The sequence below is a fragment of the Streptomyces tuirus genome, from assembly GCF_014701095.1.
In the GTDB taxonomy this organism is placed as follows: domain Bacteria; phylum Actinomycetota; class Actinomycetes; order Streptomycetales; family Streptomycetaceae; genus Streptomyces; species Streptomyces tuirus.
The window spans coordinates 5,744,254-5,759,462 of the sequence record NZ_AP023439.1 but is presented as its reverse complement, the minus strand read 5'-3'; the positions used below and the strand labels follow the sequence as shown (position 1 = coordinate 5,759,462).

The 15,209-nt window shown below is 71.6% G+C and carries 11 protein-coding genes, 1 pseudogene and 1 riboswitch; of the genes and pseudogenes, 7 read left to right on the top strand and 5 right to left on the bottom strand.

The features are described 5' to 3' along the window. Positions 1–98 precede the first annotated feature (98 nt). The 3 genes from IGS69_RS26390 to IGS69_RS26380 all read right to left on the bottom strand — a co-directional run bounded on the left by IGS69_RS26390 (position 99) and on the right by IGS69_RS26380 (position 4,022). The gene (locus tag IGS69_RS26390) at positions 99–887 is read right to left on the bottom strand and encodes a M23 family metallopeptidase (protein WP_190902968.1); all 789 of its coding nucleotides are present in this window, start codon (positions 885–887) and stop codon (positions 99–101) included. Between the two features lie 12 nt (positions 888–899). Next, positions 900–1,064: riboswitch (cyclic di-AMP (ydaO/yuaA leader) on the bottom strand. Between the two features lie 190 nt (positions 1,065–1,254). Continuing rightward, complete coding sequence (locus tag IGS69_RS26385; RefSeq protein WP_190902967.1) at positions 1,255–2,643, bottom strand: M16 family metallopeptidase; 1,389 nt, start codon at positions 2,641–2,643, stop codon at positions 1,255–1,257. Beyond that, complete coding sequence (locus IGS69_RS26380; protein WP_190902966.1) at positions 2,640–4,022, bottom strand: M16 family metallopeptidase; 1,383 nt, start codon at positions 4,020–4,022, stop codon at positions 2,640–2,642. The genes IGS69_RS26385 and IGS69_RS26380 overlap by 4 nt, the downstream gene beginning before the upstream one ends. Positions 4,023–4,240: 218 nt before the next feature. Here IGS69_RS26380 and IGS69_RS26375 point away from each other — a divergent pair, with 218 nt between their 5' ends. Beyond that, positions 4,241–6,697, top strand: coding sequence for a DNA gyrase/topoisomerase IV subunit A (locus tag IGS69_RS26375; RefSeq protein ID WP_190902965.1), 2,457 nt, complete (start codon positions 4,241–4,243; stop codon positions 6,695–6,697). Here the strand turns inward: IGS69_RS26375 and IGS69_RS26370 are convergent. After that, positions 6,694–7,758: a CobW family GTP-binding protein gene (locus tag IGS69_RS26370; protein WP_190902964.1), complete on the bottom strand. Its 1,065-nt coding sequence runs from the start codon at positions 7,756–7,758 to the stop codon at positions 6,694–6,696. The genes IGS69_RS26375 and IGS69_RS26370 overlap by 4 nt on opposite strands. Positions 7,759–8,079: 321 nt before the next feature. Between IGS69_RS26370 and IGS69_RS26365 the strand changes: the two are divergent. Further along, positions 8,080–8,601: pseudogene (locus IGS69_RS26365) on the top strand (DUF6082 family protein). A gap of 226 nt (positions 8,602–8,827) precedes the next feature. Beyond that, the gene (locus tag IGS69_RS26360) at positions 8,828–8,989 is read left to right on the top strand and encodes a hypothetical protein (RefSeq protein WP_190902963.1); all 162 of its coding nucleotides are present in this window, start codon (positions 8,828–8,830) and stop codon (positions 8,987–8,989) included. Positions 8,990–9,071: 82 nt separating this feature from the next. Here IGS69_RS26360 and IGS69_RS26355 read toward each other — a convergent pair whose 3' ends face one another. Continuing rightward, positions 9,072–10,232, bottom strand: a complete 1,161-nt coding sequence (locus IGS69_RS26355) for a citrate synthase (RefSeq protein WP_190902962.1) — start codon at positions 10,230–10,232, stop codon at positions 9,072–9,074. 110 nt (positions 10,233–10,342) lie between these two features. On the opposite strand from IGS69_RS26355, the gene IGS69_RS26350 reads away from it, so the two are divergent. From IGS69_RS26350 to IGS69_RS26335, 4 genes are all read left to right on the top strand, one after another. Further along, on the top strand, positions 10,343–11,638 hold the full coding sequence (locus IGS69_RS26350; protein WP_190902961.1) for a citrate synthase: 1,296 nt from the start codon (positions 10,343–10,345) through the stop codon (positions 11,636–11,638). Between the two features lie 53 nt (positions 11,639–11,691). Then, the gene (locus IGS69_RS26345; protein ID WP_190902960.1) at positions 11,692–12,636 is read left to right on the top strand and encodes a sucrase ferredoxin; all 945 of its coding nucleotides are present in this window, start codon (positions 11,692–11,694) and stop codon (positions 12,634–12,636) included. 160 nt (positions 12,637–12,796) lie between these two features. Beyond that, positions 12,797–14,470 (top strand): sensor histidine kinase, encoded by a 1,674-nt coding sequence (locus tag IGS69_RS26340; protein ID WP_190902959.1) that lies wholly within the window; start codon positions 12,797–12,799, stop codon positions 14,468–14,470. After that, positions 14,470–15,150 (top strand): response regulator, encoded by a 681-nt coding sequence (locus tag IGS69_RS26335; RefSeq protein WP_190904652.1) that lies wholly within the window; start codon positions 14,470–14,472, stop codon positions 15,148–15,150. Before IGS69_RS26340 ends, IGS69_RS26335 begins: the two co-directional genes overlap by 1 nt. Positions 15,151–15,209 lie beyond the last annotated feature (59 nt).

Sequence of the window (15,209 nt, the reverse complement as noted above, 5' to 3'; positions counted from 1 at the left end):
GAAAATCCATGGATATTTTTTGGACAGCGGGCCGCCCCAAACGCCGAAAGTCCCGGCTCGGCGAGCCAGGACTTTCGGGGGAAGCGGAGAGGTTCCGGTCAGACACCCACGCCGTGCGAGCGGAGGTAGGCGACCGGGTCGATGTCCGAGCCGTACTCGGGGCTGGTGCGGGCCTCGAAGTGCAGGTGCGGACCGGTGACGTTGCCGGTCGCGCCGGACAGGGCGATCTGCTGGCCCGGGGTGACCTGCTGGCCCACCGAGACGCCGATGGAGGACAGGTGGCCGTACTGGGTGTACGTCCCGTCGTTCATCTTGATCACGACCTGGTTGCCGTAGGAGCCGCCCCAGCCGGCCTCGACGACGGTGCCCGAGCCGACCGCGTGGACGGAGGTGCCGCTGGCGGCGTGGAAGTCGATACCGGTGTGGCTGCCCGAGGACCACAGGCCGCTGCTGGCCTTGTAGCTGGTGGACACGTAGGAGCCGGAGATCGGGGGGACGAAGGAGTTCAGGCGCTTGCGCTCGGCCTCGCGGGCGGCGCGCTCCTTGGCGGCACGGGCCTTCTCGGCCGCCTCCTTGGCCCGCTCGGCCATCTCGGCGGCCTGCGTGCGGGCGGCCTCCTCGGCCTTCTGCTTGGCGGCGGCCTCATCGGCGGCGTGCTGCTGCGCGAGGGCCTGGGCGTCGATCTGCTGGGCCGCGGTGTCGCCCATGGTCACGACCGGCGTGAGGCCGGTCTGCTCGACGCTGGGCTCGGCGGCGAAGGCGGCGGGGGCCGCCACGGTACCGATCACGCCGGTGGTGGCGAGGGCCGCGACGCCCGCCGCGCGGGCGGTGGAGCGCTGCATCCTGCTGGGACGGCGGTGCTTCCCGGTGGCCCGAGTGAACGCCATGTAGTGGCTGGTCCTTTCCTTCCCTCTCGCCTACCGGGTTAGCTGACGGGTTCGGAGCAGGAAGGTCTCCTACGGACTCCCTCGCGACTCGCGCGGGCGCCCGATTCACCCCAGGGACTGCGATGGGTCCCCGGCTCCCCTGGCTCGCGCCGTACGGGGACTCGGCGATGACTGTCCGGTGCCGCGGGTGCGGCGCACTGCCTGACGAACAGCCCGGATGACGCTAAGCGGCGCCACTTTCAATTCCCAAACGAATCCCGGCTTTTGTAGCGCATCCCACAGGGCAGACAGGCAACTCCCACCCCAATTCGGGCATAAAGGGGCCCTGGTGCCTTTGAAGACAACCAGGGCCCCTGCGCGCGTGCCGCTACTCGGCGGCGACGACGGTGACTTCGCCGATGCCGAGGGCCTCGACCGGTGCCTTGATCTGCGCCGCGTCACCGACGAGGACGGTCACCAGACGGTCCACCGGGAAGGCGCTCACGGCCGCCGCGGTGGCCTCCACGGTGCCGGTCGCGGCGAGCTGCCGGTACAGCGTGGCCTGGTAGTCGTCGGGCAGGTGCTGCTCGACCTGGTCGGCCAGTGTGCTCGCCACGGCCGCCGCCGTCTCGTACTTCAGCGGCGCCACACCCACCAGGTTCTGCACGGCGACGTCCCGCTCGGCGTCGGTCAGCCCCTCGGCGGCGAGGGTGCGCAGCACCGTCCAGAGGTCCTGGAGGGCGGGGCCGGTGTTGGGCGTGTCGACGGAACCGCTGATGGCGAGCATCGCGGCGCCCGTGCCGTCCGGGGCGGACCTGAGGACCTGGCCGAACGCCCGTACGCCGTAGGTATAGCCCTTCTCCTCGCGCAGGACGCGGTCCAGGCGGGAGGTGAGGGTGCCGCCGAGGCAGTACGTGCCGAGCACCTGTGCGGCCCACACGCGGTCGTGCCGGTCCGGCCCGGTCCGGCCGATCAGCAGCTGCGTCTGGACGGCGCCCGGGCGGTCCACGATGACGACACGGCCGGTGTCGTCGGCGGTGACCGGCGGCACGGGACGCGGCTCGGCCGAGGAGCCCGTCCAGGCACCCAGCGTGTCCCCGAGCAGGGCGTCCAGGTCGATGCCGGTGAGGTCGCCGACGACCACGACGGTGGCCGTGGCGGGGCGGACGTGCTTCTCGTAGAAGGCGCGTACGGCCGCGGAGTCGATGGCGGCGACGGTCTCCTCGCTGCCCTGCCGGGGCCGCGACATGCGCGAGTCCGCCGGGAACAGCTCCTTGGAGAGCTCCTTGGCGGCGCGGCGGGAGGGGTTGGCCAGCTCGTGCGGGATCTCGTCGAGGCGGTTGTTGACCAGCCGCTCGACCTCGCTGTCGGCGAAGGCGGGCGCCCTCAGGGCGTCGGCGACCAGGCCCAGGCCCTTGGCGAGCCGGGAGGCGGGCACCTCCAGGCTGAGCCGGACACCGGGGTGGTCGGCGTGCGCGTCGAGGGTGGCGCCGGCGCGCTCCAGCTCCGCGGCGAAATCCTCGGCGGAGTGCTTGTCGGTGCCCTCGGAGAAGGCCCGGGCCATGATCGTGGCCAGCCCGTCGAGTCCGGCCGGCTCAGCCTCCAGGGGGGCGTCCAGCAGCACCTCCACGGCGACGACCTGCTGGCCGGGGCGGTGGCAGCGCAGCACCGTCAGGCCGTTGTCGAGCGTGCCGCGCTCCGGGGCCGGGAAGGCCCACGGCCGGGCGTCGCCCGCCTGCGGCCGGGGGTGGAAGTCCATCGTGGCGAGCTCGGTCACTTGGCCGCCTCCTCGTTCTCGTCGGTGGCCGCGGCTGCGGTGTCGTCGGTGGTGCCGGCGTCCTCGGCGGTCTCGTCGGCGACGGGCTCGTAGACGAGCACCGCGCGGTTGTCGGGCCGCAGCCGGGCCTTGGCGACCTCCTGGACCTCCTCCGCCGTGATCTCCAGCACGCGCTGGACGGCGGTCAGGGCGAGCTGCGGGTCGCCGAAGAGCACGGCGTACCGGCACAGTTCGTCGGCGCGGCCCGCGACCGTGCCGAGCCGGTCCAGCCACTCGCGCTCCAGCTGGGCCTGGGCGCGCTCCATCTCCTCGGGCGTGGGGCCCTCCTCGGCGAACCGGGCGAGCTCCTCGTCGATGGCGGCCTCGATGACCGGAACCTCCACGTCACCGGACGTCTTCACGTCCAGCCAGCCCAGGGAGGGCGCACCGGCGAGCCGCAGCAGGCCGAAGCCGGCCGCCACGGCCGTACGGTCACGGCGCACGAGCCGGTTGTAGAGGCGGGAGGACTCGCCGCCGCCGAGGACGGTGAGGGCCAGGTCGGCGGCGTCGCACGCGCGCGTGCCGTCGTGCGGCAGCCGGTAGGCGGCCATCAGGGCGCGGGCCGGGACGTCCTCCTCGACGACCTCGCGCAGCTGCTCGCCGATGGTCTCCGGCAGCGACCCGTCGCGCGGGGCGGGCTTGCCGTCGTGACCGGGGATGGAGCCGAAGTACTTCTCGACCCAGGCGAGCGTCTGCTCCGGGTCGATGTCGCCGACCACGGAGAGCACGGCGTTGTTCGGCGCGTAGTAGGTGCGGAAGAACGCGCGCGCGTCCTCCAGGGTCGCCGCGTCCAGGTCGGCCATCGAGCCGATCGGGGTGTGGTGGTAGGGGTGGCCCTCCGGGTAGGCGAGGGCGGTCAGCTTCTCGAAGGCGGTGCCGTAGGGGACGTTGTCGTAGCGCTGGCGGCGCTCGTTCTTGACGACGTCCCGCTGGTTCTCCATCGACTCGTCGTCGAGCGCGGCCAGCAGCGAGCCCATGCGGTCGGCCTCCAGCCAGAGGGCGAGCTCCAGCTGGTGGGTGGGCATGGTCTCGAAGTAGTTGGTCCGCTCGAAGCTGGTCGTGCCGTTCAGCGAGCCACCCGCGCCCTGCACGAGCTCGAAGTGGCCGTTGCCCTTGACCTGCGCGGATCCCTGGAACATGAGGTGCTCGAAAAGGTGAGCCAGGCCGGTACGCCCCTTGACTTCGTGGCGTGAGCCGACGTCGTACCAGAGGCACACCGCCGCGACCGGGGTCAGGTGATCCTCGGAGAGCACCACGCGCAGGCCGTTGGCCAGGCGGTGCTCGGTCGCTGTCAGGCCCCCGGAGCCTGCCTGGGCTGTGGCCGTGTGACCCATGGGCATGTACGTCCCTTCGATCGCTGAGCGGTTGTTCAGACCGCGGATTCCTGCCGGTCCTGCCACTGTATGCAAGCGCGCGAAGCCCTGGTGAAGTTCCCGGCGGCGACCTCGGTGCGCGGCCGGGGACGCAGCTTGCCCCGGGTCCTGGTCCCGCTTGTCAGTGCGGCGGTCCACAATGGTCCGCGTCAGATCTGGATCGCAGCAGCAAGGAGCCGGCAGCGATGGCCCGCCGCAGCACGAAGACCCCGCCGCCCGACGACTCGTACGAGGAGCGGATCCTCGACATCGACGTCGTCGACGAGATGCAGGGCTCCTTCCTCGAGTACGCGTACTCGGTCATCTACTCCCGCGCCCTGCCGGACGCACGCGACGGCCTCAAGCCGGTGCACCGCCGCATCGTCTACCAGATGAGCGAGATGGGCCTGCGCCCCGAGCGCGGGTACGTCAAGTGCGCCCGGGTCGTCGGCGAGGTGATGGGCAAGCTGCACCCGCACGGCGACGCGTCGATCTACGACGCCCTCGTGCGCATGGCCCAGCCCTTCTCGATGCGGGTCCCCCTGGTCGACGGCCACGGCAACTTCGGCTCGCTGGGCAACGACGACCCGCCGGCGGCCATGCGGTACACCGAGTGCCGGATGGCCGAGGCGACGAGCCTGATGACGGAGTCGATCGACGAGGACACCGTCGACTTCAACCCCAACTACGACGGCCAGGAGCAGGAACCGGTGGCTCTGCCCGCCGCCTTCCCGAACCTCCTGGTCAACGGCGCCTCGGGCATCGCGGTCGGCATGGCCACGAACATGGCGCCGCACAACCTGCGCGAGGTCATCGCCGCCGCCCGCCATCTGATCAGGCACCCGAACGCCGATCTCGACGCCCTGATGAAGCACGTCCCGGGCCCCGACCTGCCCACGGGCGGCCGCATCGTCGGCCTGTCCGGCATCCGGGACGCCTACGAGTCCGGCCGCGGCACGTTCAAGATCCGGGCGACGGTGTCGGTGGAGCCCGTGACGGCCCGCCGCAAGGGCCTCGTCGTCACGGAGCTGCCCTTCACGGTCGGCCCCGAGAAGGTCATCTCCAAGATCAAGGACCTGGTCGGCTCCAAGAAGCTCCAGGGCATCGCCGACGTCAAGGACCTCACCGACCGCCAGCACGGCCTGCGCCTGGTCATCGAGATCAAGAACGGCTTCGTTCCGGAGGCGGTCCTCGAGCAGCTCTACAAGCTGACGCCGATGGAGGAGTCCTTCGGCATCAACAACGTGGCGCTGGTGGACGGCCAGCCGCTCACGCTGGGCCTGAAGGAGCTCCTGGAGGTCTACCTCGACCACCGCTTCAACGTCGTACGGCGGCGCTCGGAGTTCCGCCGCGGCAAGAAGCGCGACCGGCTGCACCTGGTCGAGGGTCTGCTGACGGCCCTGCTGGACATCGACGAGGTCATCCGCCTGATCCGCTCCAGCGAGAACTCCGCGCAGGCCAAGCAGCGCCTGATGGAGCAGTTCTCGCTGAGCGAGGTGCAGACGCAGTACATCCTCGACACGCCGCTGCGCCGTCTGACCAAGTACGACCGCATCGAGCTGGAGTCGGAGAAGGACCGGCTCAACACGGAGATCGAGGAGCTGACCCGGATCCTCGACTCGGACTCCGAGCTGCGCAAGCTGGTCTCCTCCGAACTGGCCAACGTCGCGAAGAAGTTCGGCAGCGACCGGCGTACGGTCCTGCTGGAGTCGAGCGGTGCCCCGGTCGCGGCCGTGCCGCTCCAGGTGGCCGACGATCCGTGCCGGGTGCTGCTGTCGTCCACGGGGCTGCTGGCCCGTACGGCGAACGGCGAACCCTTCACGGTGGAGCCCGGCACCAAGCGCGTGAAGCACGACGTGATCGTCTCGGCGGTGCCGGCCACGGCCCGCGGTGAGGTGGGCGCGGTCACCTCGACGGGCCGGCTGCTGCGGCTGAACGTCGTCGACCTCCCCCAGCTCCCGGAGTCGCTGCCGTCGCCGAACCTCGCGGGGGGCGCACCGCTGGCGGAGTTCGTCACACTGGAGGACGACGAGACGGTGGTCTGCCTGACCACGCTCGACGAGTCGTCGCCGGGCCTGGCGCTCGGCACGGCACAGGGCGTCGTCAAGCGCGTGGTGCCGGACTATCCGGCCAACAAGGACGAGCTCGAGGTGATCACCCTCAGGGAGGGCGACCGGATCGTCGGCGCGGTCGAGCTGCGCACCGGCGAGGAGGACCTGGTCTTCATCACCGACGACGCGCAGCTGCTGCGCTTCCAGGCGTCCCAGGTCCGCCCGCAGGGGCGTCCGGCCGGCGGTGTGGCCGGCATCAAGCTCACGGAGGGCGCGAAGGTCATCTCCTTCACGGCGGTGGACCCGGCCGTGGACGCCGTCGTCTTCACCATCGCCGGCTCGCGGGGCACCCTGGACGACTCCGTCCAGACGACGGCCAAGCTGACCCCGTTCGACCAGTACCCGCGCAAGGGCCGCGCCACCGGCGGTGTCCGCTGCCAGCGGTTCCTGAAGGGCGAGGACTGCCTGTCCCTGGCCTGGGCGGGCCCCGTCCCCGCGCTCGCCGCGCAGAAGAACGGCGCGCCGGCCGACCTCCCGGACATCGACCCGCGCCGCGACGGCTCGGGGGTGTCCCTGGCGAAGACGGTGGCGGTGGTGGCCGGGCCGGTCTAGGCCGGGTCCGCGCCCTGCTCCCCGGGGTCGCGTACGTACCTCAGGACGCCCCACATGCCGTGCTCGTCGGCGTGTGGGGCGTCGCTCCTGGAGGCTTCCAGCTCCTTCTCGAGCGCGGCGGTGTCGATCCCCGAGCCGATGAGGACCAGCTGGGTGAGGCGTTCACCGCCGGCCGGCCAGGGCTCCGGGTAGAAGCGCAGGAATCTCCCGACGGCATGGACGGCGTAGCGGTTGCGGACGTCGCACGGCCCGAAGTCGACATAGCCCTTGATCCGGTACAGCCCCTCGGGGCGGCTGTCCAGGAACGTCATCAGCCGGCGCGGGTCGAGGGGGCTCGGGGAGACGAACGACAGGCTGTCGTAGGCGGCGTGCAGGTGACCGTCGTGGCCGTCGTCGTCGCCGCCGTGCTCGTGCAGGTCGTCGAAGGACAGCTGACCGATGCGCTCCTCGCTCGGGCGGCAGTCGAAGAGGAACTCGGGGTCGATCCGGCCGTAGGTGGCCGGGACGACGGCGGCACGGTCGACGAGGCTCCGGACCAGCCCGAGGACGCCTTCGCCGTCCGCCGCCCGGTCGAGCTTGTTGACCACGACGAGGTCCGCCAGCGCGAGATGCCGGTCGATCTCGGGGTGCCTGGCCCGGGTGTCGTCGAACTCGGCGGCGTCGACGACCTCGACGAGCCCGCCGTACACGACCCCCGGGTGCTCGCTGGCCAGCAGCATCCGCACGAGTTCCTGCGGCTCGGCGAGACCGCTGGCCTCGATGACGATGACGTCGATGCCGAGGCCGGGCTCCGCGAGCCGCTCCAGGTACTGGTCCAGTTCGCTCGCGTCGACGGCACAGCACAGGCAGCCGTTGCCCAGGGAGACCGTCGAGTCGCCGAGCGCTCCCGCCACGGCCATGGCGTCGATCTCGATCGCCCCGAAGTCGTTGACGATCGCGCCGATACGGCTGCCGCCGCTGCGATGCAGCAGGTGATTGAGCAGGGTGGTCTTTCCCGAGCCGAGGAATCCGGCCAGAACGACGACCGGGATCTGCTGCGGTTTCGGACTCGGCTGGCTCACCGTGCGACCTCTCTCGCGCCGACGCGTGCACCGGCTCGCGTTCCCGGCACACGTGGGAAATGGGGATGCCGCCCCAGGATACGAGCCGTGAGATCCACGCCTGAGTGAACGATTGTTAGCAGCACTCGCGGGGCAGACGTTGGGCATGGCGCCGGTTTGTGCGACCCTCGCTTCCCTCCGTGCGCCTCCTCTCCGCCTCCCCGCCGATCAGAGCCGCTCGGCACTCTGGGAGGCGGCAAGCGCCGCCCACCGCTCGCCGGTCCCCTCCCGTCGACCCGCACCCCGACGACCGGCGGACGGCCGCCTGAACCGGGGGTTGACATGACCACACAGAAATTTGGGTTCCGAGGTCTGAGGGCCGCCGCCTCGGCAGGACTGGGCCTGGCGGCGGGTGCCGCCGTCGCCCTGGCCTTGCAGTGGCCCGCGTTCCACGCGTTGCGCGCCCGGATCGAGCACCTGGAGGAGGCCGCGCAGTCCCAGCGCCGGACCAACTTCGCGCACCAGCAGCGTCTGCACTGGGAGTTGCTGAGCAAGGCGATGGACGATCCGGAACTGGCCGAGGTGCTCGACGCCTATGACGGAACCGTCTCCCGGAGCAAGCAACGCGCAGCGCTGCAATCGCATGGGCAACTTGGCTAAGTCGGCATTGATCAGCTTTGCCCGAACATGCTGCAGAACCCCCTCTTCATGGGGTACTGGTATGCCACCCGCCCACACCGGACGGCCCTCGTCGACACCTCCGACGAGGCAGGGCTGAGCTGCATGGTCGATGATCTGCTCGCCCAGCTGGAGGAGGCGGACATCGACGAGTGGTGGGTCGTCGGGCACCCGTCGGACCAGTAACTCCACGCCCCGGCCAAGCACCGCTCTCTCGCAGATCGCTCTCTGGAACGGGGCACACGGCTGGGTGGTAACGAACCCGCAAACCGATGCGTTTACCCAGGTGCCAACAAGGTTGACTCCGCTCATCCACGCTCCATGCCGCCCCATCATCGAGGGCGGCGGCCCCACAGGTCCGCTTCCACCGCCTGTACAGAGGCCACAGAAGATCTTGCGGAGGGAACACGAAGTGAAGAGCAACCGCGCCGAGGAGATGCATGAGCAGGCTCCAGCCCTGGACATCCGCATCGGCGGGTTCCGCATGACCGTCCAACGCATGCCCGTGCGGCTGTTGACGGTCCTGATGACATGCGGCGGCTCTGCATTCGCAGCATGGTTCACATCAAGGTGACCGGATGGCAGCTTCACACGCACCACAACGGAGGACGGTCGGCGCATGACGCCGCCCCCTCCCCACCCTGCGGCGCCTTCGCTCAGGCGGGCAACGGTGCCGGCGCCTCCGGTCCGACATACCGCGCCACCGGCCTGATGATCTTCGTGTCCTCCGCCTGCTCCAGGATGTTGGCGCTCCAGCCCACCGCGCGCCCGGCGGCGAAGGTCGGGGTGAACATCTCCCGCGGCAGGCCGCAGAGTTCCATGACCACACCCGCGTAGTACTCGACGTTGGTGTGGAGTTCCCGGCCCGGCTTCAGCTCCGCCAGGATCGCCTCGATGTGACGCTCCACCTCGACGGCGAACTCCACCCGCGGCCCGCCGAACCCCTGGGCGACCTCGCGCAGCATCCGGGAGCGCGGGTCCTCCGTGCGGTAGATCGCATGCCCGAACCCCATGATGCGCTCACCGGCGAGCACCCGCTGACGTACCCAGGAGTCGATTCGGTCCGGGGTGCCGATCGCGTCCAGGGTGTCCAGCGCGCGGCTGGGCGCACCCCCGTGCAGCGGCCCCGACAGCGCCGCCACCGCCCCGGCGAGGCACGCCGCCACGTCCGCGCCCGTCGACGCGATGACCCGAGCCGTGAAGGTTGATGCATTGAATCCGTGATCAATGATGGAGATCAGGTACTGCTCGATCGCCCGCGCGTGCGGCTCGGTGGGCACCGAACCGGTCACCATGTACAGGTAGTTCGCCGCGTAGGACAGGTCCTCGCGCGGCTCCACCGGCTCCAGCCCCGCGCCCAGCCGATGCAGCGCGGCGAGCAGCGTGGGCACCGCCGCGGCCGCCTCGATCGTGTCCTGCCGGCGCCGGTCCGCGTCGATGTCGTACACGGGCCGGAACCCCTTCGCCGCCCCCAGCAGCGAGAGGGCCGTACGCATCCCGGCGAGCGGGCCGGAGCGCCCGCCGGCCGCGGCGATGGCCGGCAGCGCCGCCCGCACCTCGTCGGGCAGCCGCCGCAGCGCGGCGGTCTCGGCCGCGAAGGCCGCGCTCCGTGCCGCGTCCGGCAGTTCACCGTGGACGAGGAGATGCCAGACGTCCTCGAAGCCGCGGGTCCGCGCGAGGTCGACGGCCGAGTACTGCCTGTAGTGATAGAAGCCCTCCAGACCGCGGACGTCACCGATCCGGGTGTCGGTGACGACAACACCGGCGAGCCCCCGGGGCGCTTCGACAAGAGTGGCTGCTGACCTGTTGACGGACATGACTTCCTCCCTGGACTTGATTCGACTGTCCATGATTGACTAAATGCCTGTCAATATTGATTGAATCAATACATCAGTCAATGGACCGCGGGACGGATACGGTGACCCCCATGCGCGATCAAGAGCCCGCCCCCATGGACGCGGAACGGCGGTTGAGCACCAGGGAGGCCGCCGAGCTGCTCGGTGTGAAGCCGGAGACCGTGTACGCGTATGTGAGCCGCGGCCAGCTCAGCAGCCGGCGGGTGAGCGGCGGGCGGGGCAGCACCTTCGACGCCGGGGAGGTCGAGGCGCTCGCCCGGCGCAACAGGCGCGACAGCTCGGGCGGTTCCGGTCCCAGCGGTTCCGGCTCGGGCGACTCCGGCGGGGGCCGTTCCGGTGGCGAGCTGTCCGTCCGCACCCGCCTCACGCTCATCGAGAGCGACCGCTACTTCTTCCGCGGTGTCGACGCCGTCGACCTGGCCACACGGCACACCTATGAGGAGGTCGCCGAGTGGCTCTGGACGGGCCGGATGCTCCCGGGCAGTACGTTCACCGCACCGACCGCCTTCGTGTCCGTCGCCCGCCGCGCCGTCGAGGCGCTGCCCGAACACGCCGCGCCCGCCGACCTGCTGCGGGTGGCGACCGTCGCCGCCGCGACCGCCGATCCGCTGCGGTTCGACCTGTCCGAGGACGCCGTGCTCGGCACCGCGCGCACCCTCATCCCCACGCTCGTCGCCGCCCTGCCGCCGAGGGCACACGACCGTCGTGACGAGGGCCCCATGGCCCACCGCCTGTGGACCCGGCTCTCGATGCGCAAGGCCGACGAGGCGTCCCTGCGCGCCCTGGACGGCGCCCTCGCCCTCCTGGTCGACCACGACCTGGCCGCCTCCACCCTGGCGGTGCGCGTCGCCGCCTCGGCCCGTGCCCACCCCTACGCGGCGGTCTCCGCCGGACTGGGCGTGATCGAGGGCCCGCTGCACGGCGCGGCCAGCGGGCTGGCCCACCGGCTGCTGCAGGACGTGCTCGAACAGGGCGACGCGGCACCCGTGATCGCGGACGAACTGCGCGCCGGCCGGCGCGTCCCGGGCCTCGGCCACCGGCTCTACCCCGGCGAGGACCCACGCGCGCGTGCCCTGTTCGCCCTCCTGGAGCGGATCCCGCGCGCGGAGCCCGCTCTCCTCGCGGCCCGCGACATCGTCGAGACCACCGCCCGGCACGTCCCGCTGCACGCCAACGTGGACCTGGCGCTCGCCGTGCTCACGGTGTCCTCCGGCATGCCGCCGACCGCGGGCGAGACGATCTTCGCCGTCGCCCGCACGGCGGGCTGGATCGCCCACGCCCTGGAGGAGTACGGCGAACGCCCCCTGCGGATGCGCCCGAGCGGTCTCTACACAGGTCCGAGGCCTCCGCAGCCACTGCCGGAGTAGCGCAGGGCGGGGCCGAAATTCGCGGCGGCGCAAGTCAGGTTAGGCTCACCTCTGTGAGTACGTGCTCAAGCGTCTCCCGGGACTTCGACGAGCCCGTTTCGGGAACCGCGGCCACCGCGAGGACCTGGCTGTTGATCGAACAGCCCGGTCCGTGGGGTGCCAAGGCGCTCACTTCGAGCCACCTGGACCCCGCCCTGGGACGTGCGCTGGAGGCCGCCGCAAAGGACACGGGCGTACGGATCGCGCTCATCCGCCGCCCCGGGCGCCACGCGGACCGCCGCATGCCCACCACACGCCGCGTGTACGTCGCGCACGTCGTGCCGGGAAACGTGTGGCTGCACAGCGCCTCGACCTCGGACCCGGGACAGCTCCTCGACCTCGACTTCGCCGCGCTCGGCCGGGGCGACCACCGCATGTTCGACGCGCTGCTCGGCGGCCGGCCCCACGACGGCGACCCGCTCGCCCTGGTCTGCACCAACGGCAAGCGCGACCGCTGCTGCGCCCTCCTCGGCAGGCCCCTCGCGGCCGAGCTGGCGACGTCCGGGGTCGAGGGCGTCTGGGAGGTCACCCATCTGGGTGGTCACCGCTTCTCCCCCACGGTGCTCGTGCTGCCGTACGGATACGCGTACGGCCGGGCCGAGGCCCACTCCCTCAAGGAGGTCCTGCACGGCGCCCGGGAGGGGCGGATCGTCGTGGAGGGGTGCCGGGGCAGCTCCGCCTGGGAACGGCCCGGTCAGGCCGCCGAGCTCGCCGTGCGCGCCAGGACGGGCGAATGCACCGCGGAGGCGCTGAGCATCGTCCGGACGGTCGGCTCGGCCCCGCGCTGGGAGGTGACCGTCGCCCACACCGACGGGCGCCGCTGGCAGGTCGACGTGGCCCAGGGCGCGGCGCAGCCGGCCCGCCCGGAGAGCTGCGGAGCGTCGGTCCTCGGGTCTCCCGCGCGGATGGACGTGGTGGCGGTGCGCGAGGTGAGGATGGCTGCGGCACTGGCCGGCTGACCGTTCGGCCCGGCGTGGACGGCTTCGGCGGCCGGACACGGCTCTTCCGGAGGGATGCCGAATGTCATGCACCGACGCCGCTGACTCTGCCCGCCTTGATCTGGAGATCCACGCCACACCCGTCTAGGGCAGGCAGCCGGCCGCACGTACGGTCTTGGGTATGAGCCCCACTCCCCCCGCACGCCGCCTGCGCCTCGGTCTGCCCCGGCGGGTGTTCTCGCAGGTGCTGCTGATGCAGGTGGCGATCGCCGCGGGAGTCGCTGTGCTCGCGACCGGGTTGTTCCTGGCGCCCCTCAGTAACGAGCTGGACGACCAGGCGATGCGCCGTGCGCTCGCGATCGCGCAGACGACCGCCCAGCAGCCGGAACTCGCACGGGACGTGAGGGAGACGCCGCCGTCGCCGAACGGTCCGGTGCAGCGGGAGGCGGAGCGGATCCGGAAGGCCACCAAGGCCGAGTACGTCGTGGTGATGGACTGGCGGGGCGTGCGCTGGTCGCACACGGACCCGGAACAGATCGGCGGCATCGTCTCCACCGACCCCGGCCAGGCCCTGGCCGGCAAGGAGGTCATGGAGATCGACAGCGGCACCCTGGGCCGCTCCGCCCGGGGCAAGGTACCGCTGCGCGACAGCGACGGCACCGTCGTCGGCGCGGTCTCCGTCGGCATCGCCTACGACAGCGTCCGGGCCCGCCTGATCCACGCGATCCCGGGGCTGCTCGCGTACGCCGGCGGCGCCCTGGCCGTGGGTGCGCTGGCCGCGTGGCTCATCTCCCGGCGGGTCCAGCGGCAGACCAGGGACCTGGCCTTCTCGGACATCGCGGCGCTGCTGTCCGAACGCGAGGCGATGCTGCACGGCATCCGCGAGGGCGTCGTCGCCCTGGACCGCACCGGTCGCATCCGTCTCGTGAACGACGAGGCACAGCGCCTGCTGGGCATCGGGGAGACGGTGGTGGGCCGCTCCCCCGACGAGGCGCTCGGCGCGGGCCGCACGGCCGATGTGCTGGCCGGACGCGTCACGGGGACGGATCTGCTCACCGTGCGCGGGCAGCGGGTGCTGGTCGCCAACCGCATGCCCACCGACGACGGCGGTGCCGTGGCCACCCTGCGCGACCGCACCGAGCTGGAGCAGCTGGGCCGCGAACTGGACTCCACCCGTGGTCTGATCGACGCCCTGCGCGCCCAGGACCACGAGCACGCCAACCGGATGCACACGCTTCTGGGGCTGCTCGAACTGGAGATGTACGACGACGCCGTCGAGTTCGTCGGCGAGGTGGTCGGTGATCACCGGGCCACCGCGGAACAGGTCACGGAGCGGATCGAGGACCCGCTTCTGGCCGCCCTGCTGGTCGGCAAGGCGACCGTCGCGGCCGAACGGGGCGTCGCCCTGTGGGTGTCGGACCGGACCCGGCTCCCCGACCGGCTGGTCGACCCGCAGGGGCTCGTCACCGTCGTCGGGAACCTGGTCGACAACGCCCTCGACGCCGTCGCCGGCACGCAGCACGCGCGCGTGGAAGTCGAACTGCGCGCGGAGGGGCGTACGGCGATCCTCAGGGTGCGTGACACGGGCCCCGGGATCCCGCAGGAACACCGCGAGTTGATCTTCACCACGGGATGGTCTACGAAGAAGCCGCCGGCTCACCGCGAGCGGGGTATCGGGCTGTCCCTGGTGCGCAGGCTCGCGGAGCGCCAGGGCGGCAGCGCGACCGTCGGTGAGGCGCACGGCGGGGGCGCGGAGTTCACCGTCGTCCTGCCCGAGGCGCTGGCCGAGCCGGGTCCGCAGTCGGCCGTCCTGACGGTGCCGTCAGTTCCGCAGACCACCGAGGAGAAGGCGTGATGATCGAGGTCCTGGTCGTGGACGACGACATGAGGGTCGCGCGGGTCAACGCCGCCTACGTCGAGAAGGTGCCGGGCTTCCACGTCGCCGGCGTGGCCCACAGCGCCGCGGAAGCGCTGCATCGACTGGAGGCGCTGCCCCGGCTGGACCTGGTGCTCCTGGACCACTACCTGCCGGACGCGACAGGGCTGGCGGTCGTCCAGGAGATGCGGCGGCGTGGCGACCAGACCGACGTGATCATGGTCACGGCGGCCCGGGACGTCTCCACCGTGCAGGCCGCGATGCGGCACGGCGCGCTGCAGTACCTGGTCAAGCCGTTCGCCTTCGCCGGCCTGCGCGCCAAGCTGGATGCCTACGCCGAGTTGCGCCGCACCCTCGACGGCGGTGGAGAGGCCGAGCAGGCCGAGGTGGACCGCATTTTCGGGGCGCTCTCGGCACCGTCGGAAAGCGCCCTGCCCAAGGGACACTCCCCCACGACGGCCGAGCTGGTCCGCCAGTCCCTCATGAACGCGGACGGGCCCCTGTCCGCCCAGGAGATCGCCGAGCGGACCGGAGTGAGCCGCCAGACCGCCCAGCGCTATCTGAAGCTCCTGGAACGCACGGGACGGGCCAGACTCACCCTCAAGTACGGCGATGCGGGCCGCCCGGAACACCGTTACGTGTGGGCGACCCGCGGCTAGGGCGACAGCGGGCCGGTTTCTCCCTGAACCGGTGCCGGGCGCCGTCCTGCCAGGACACC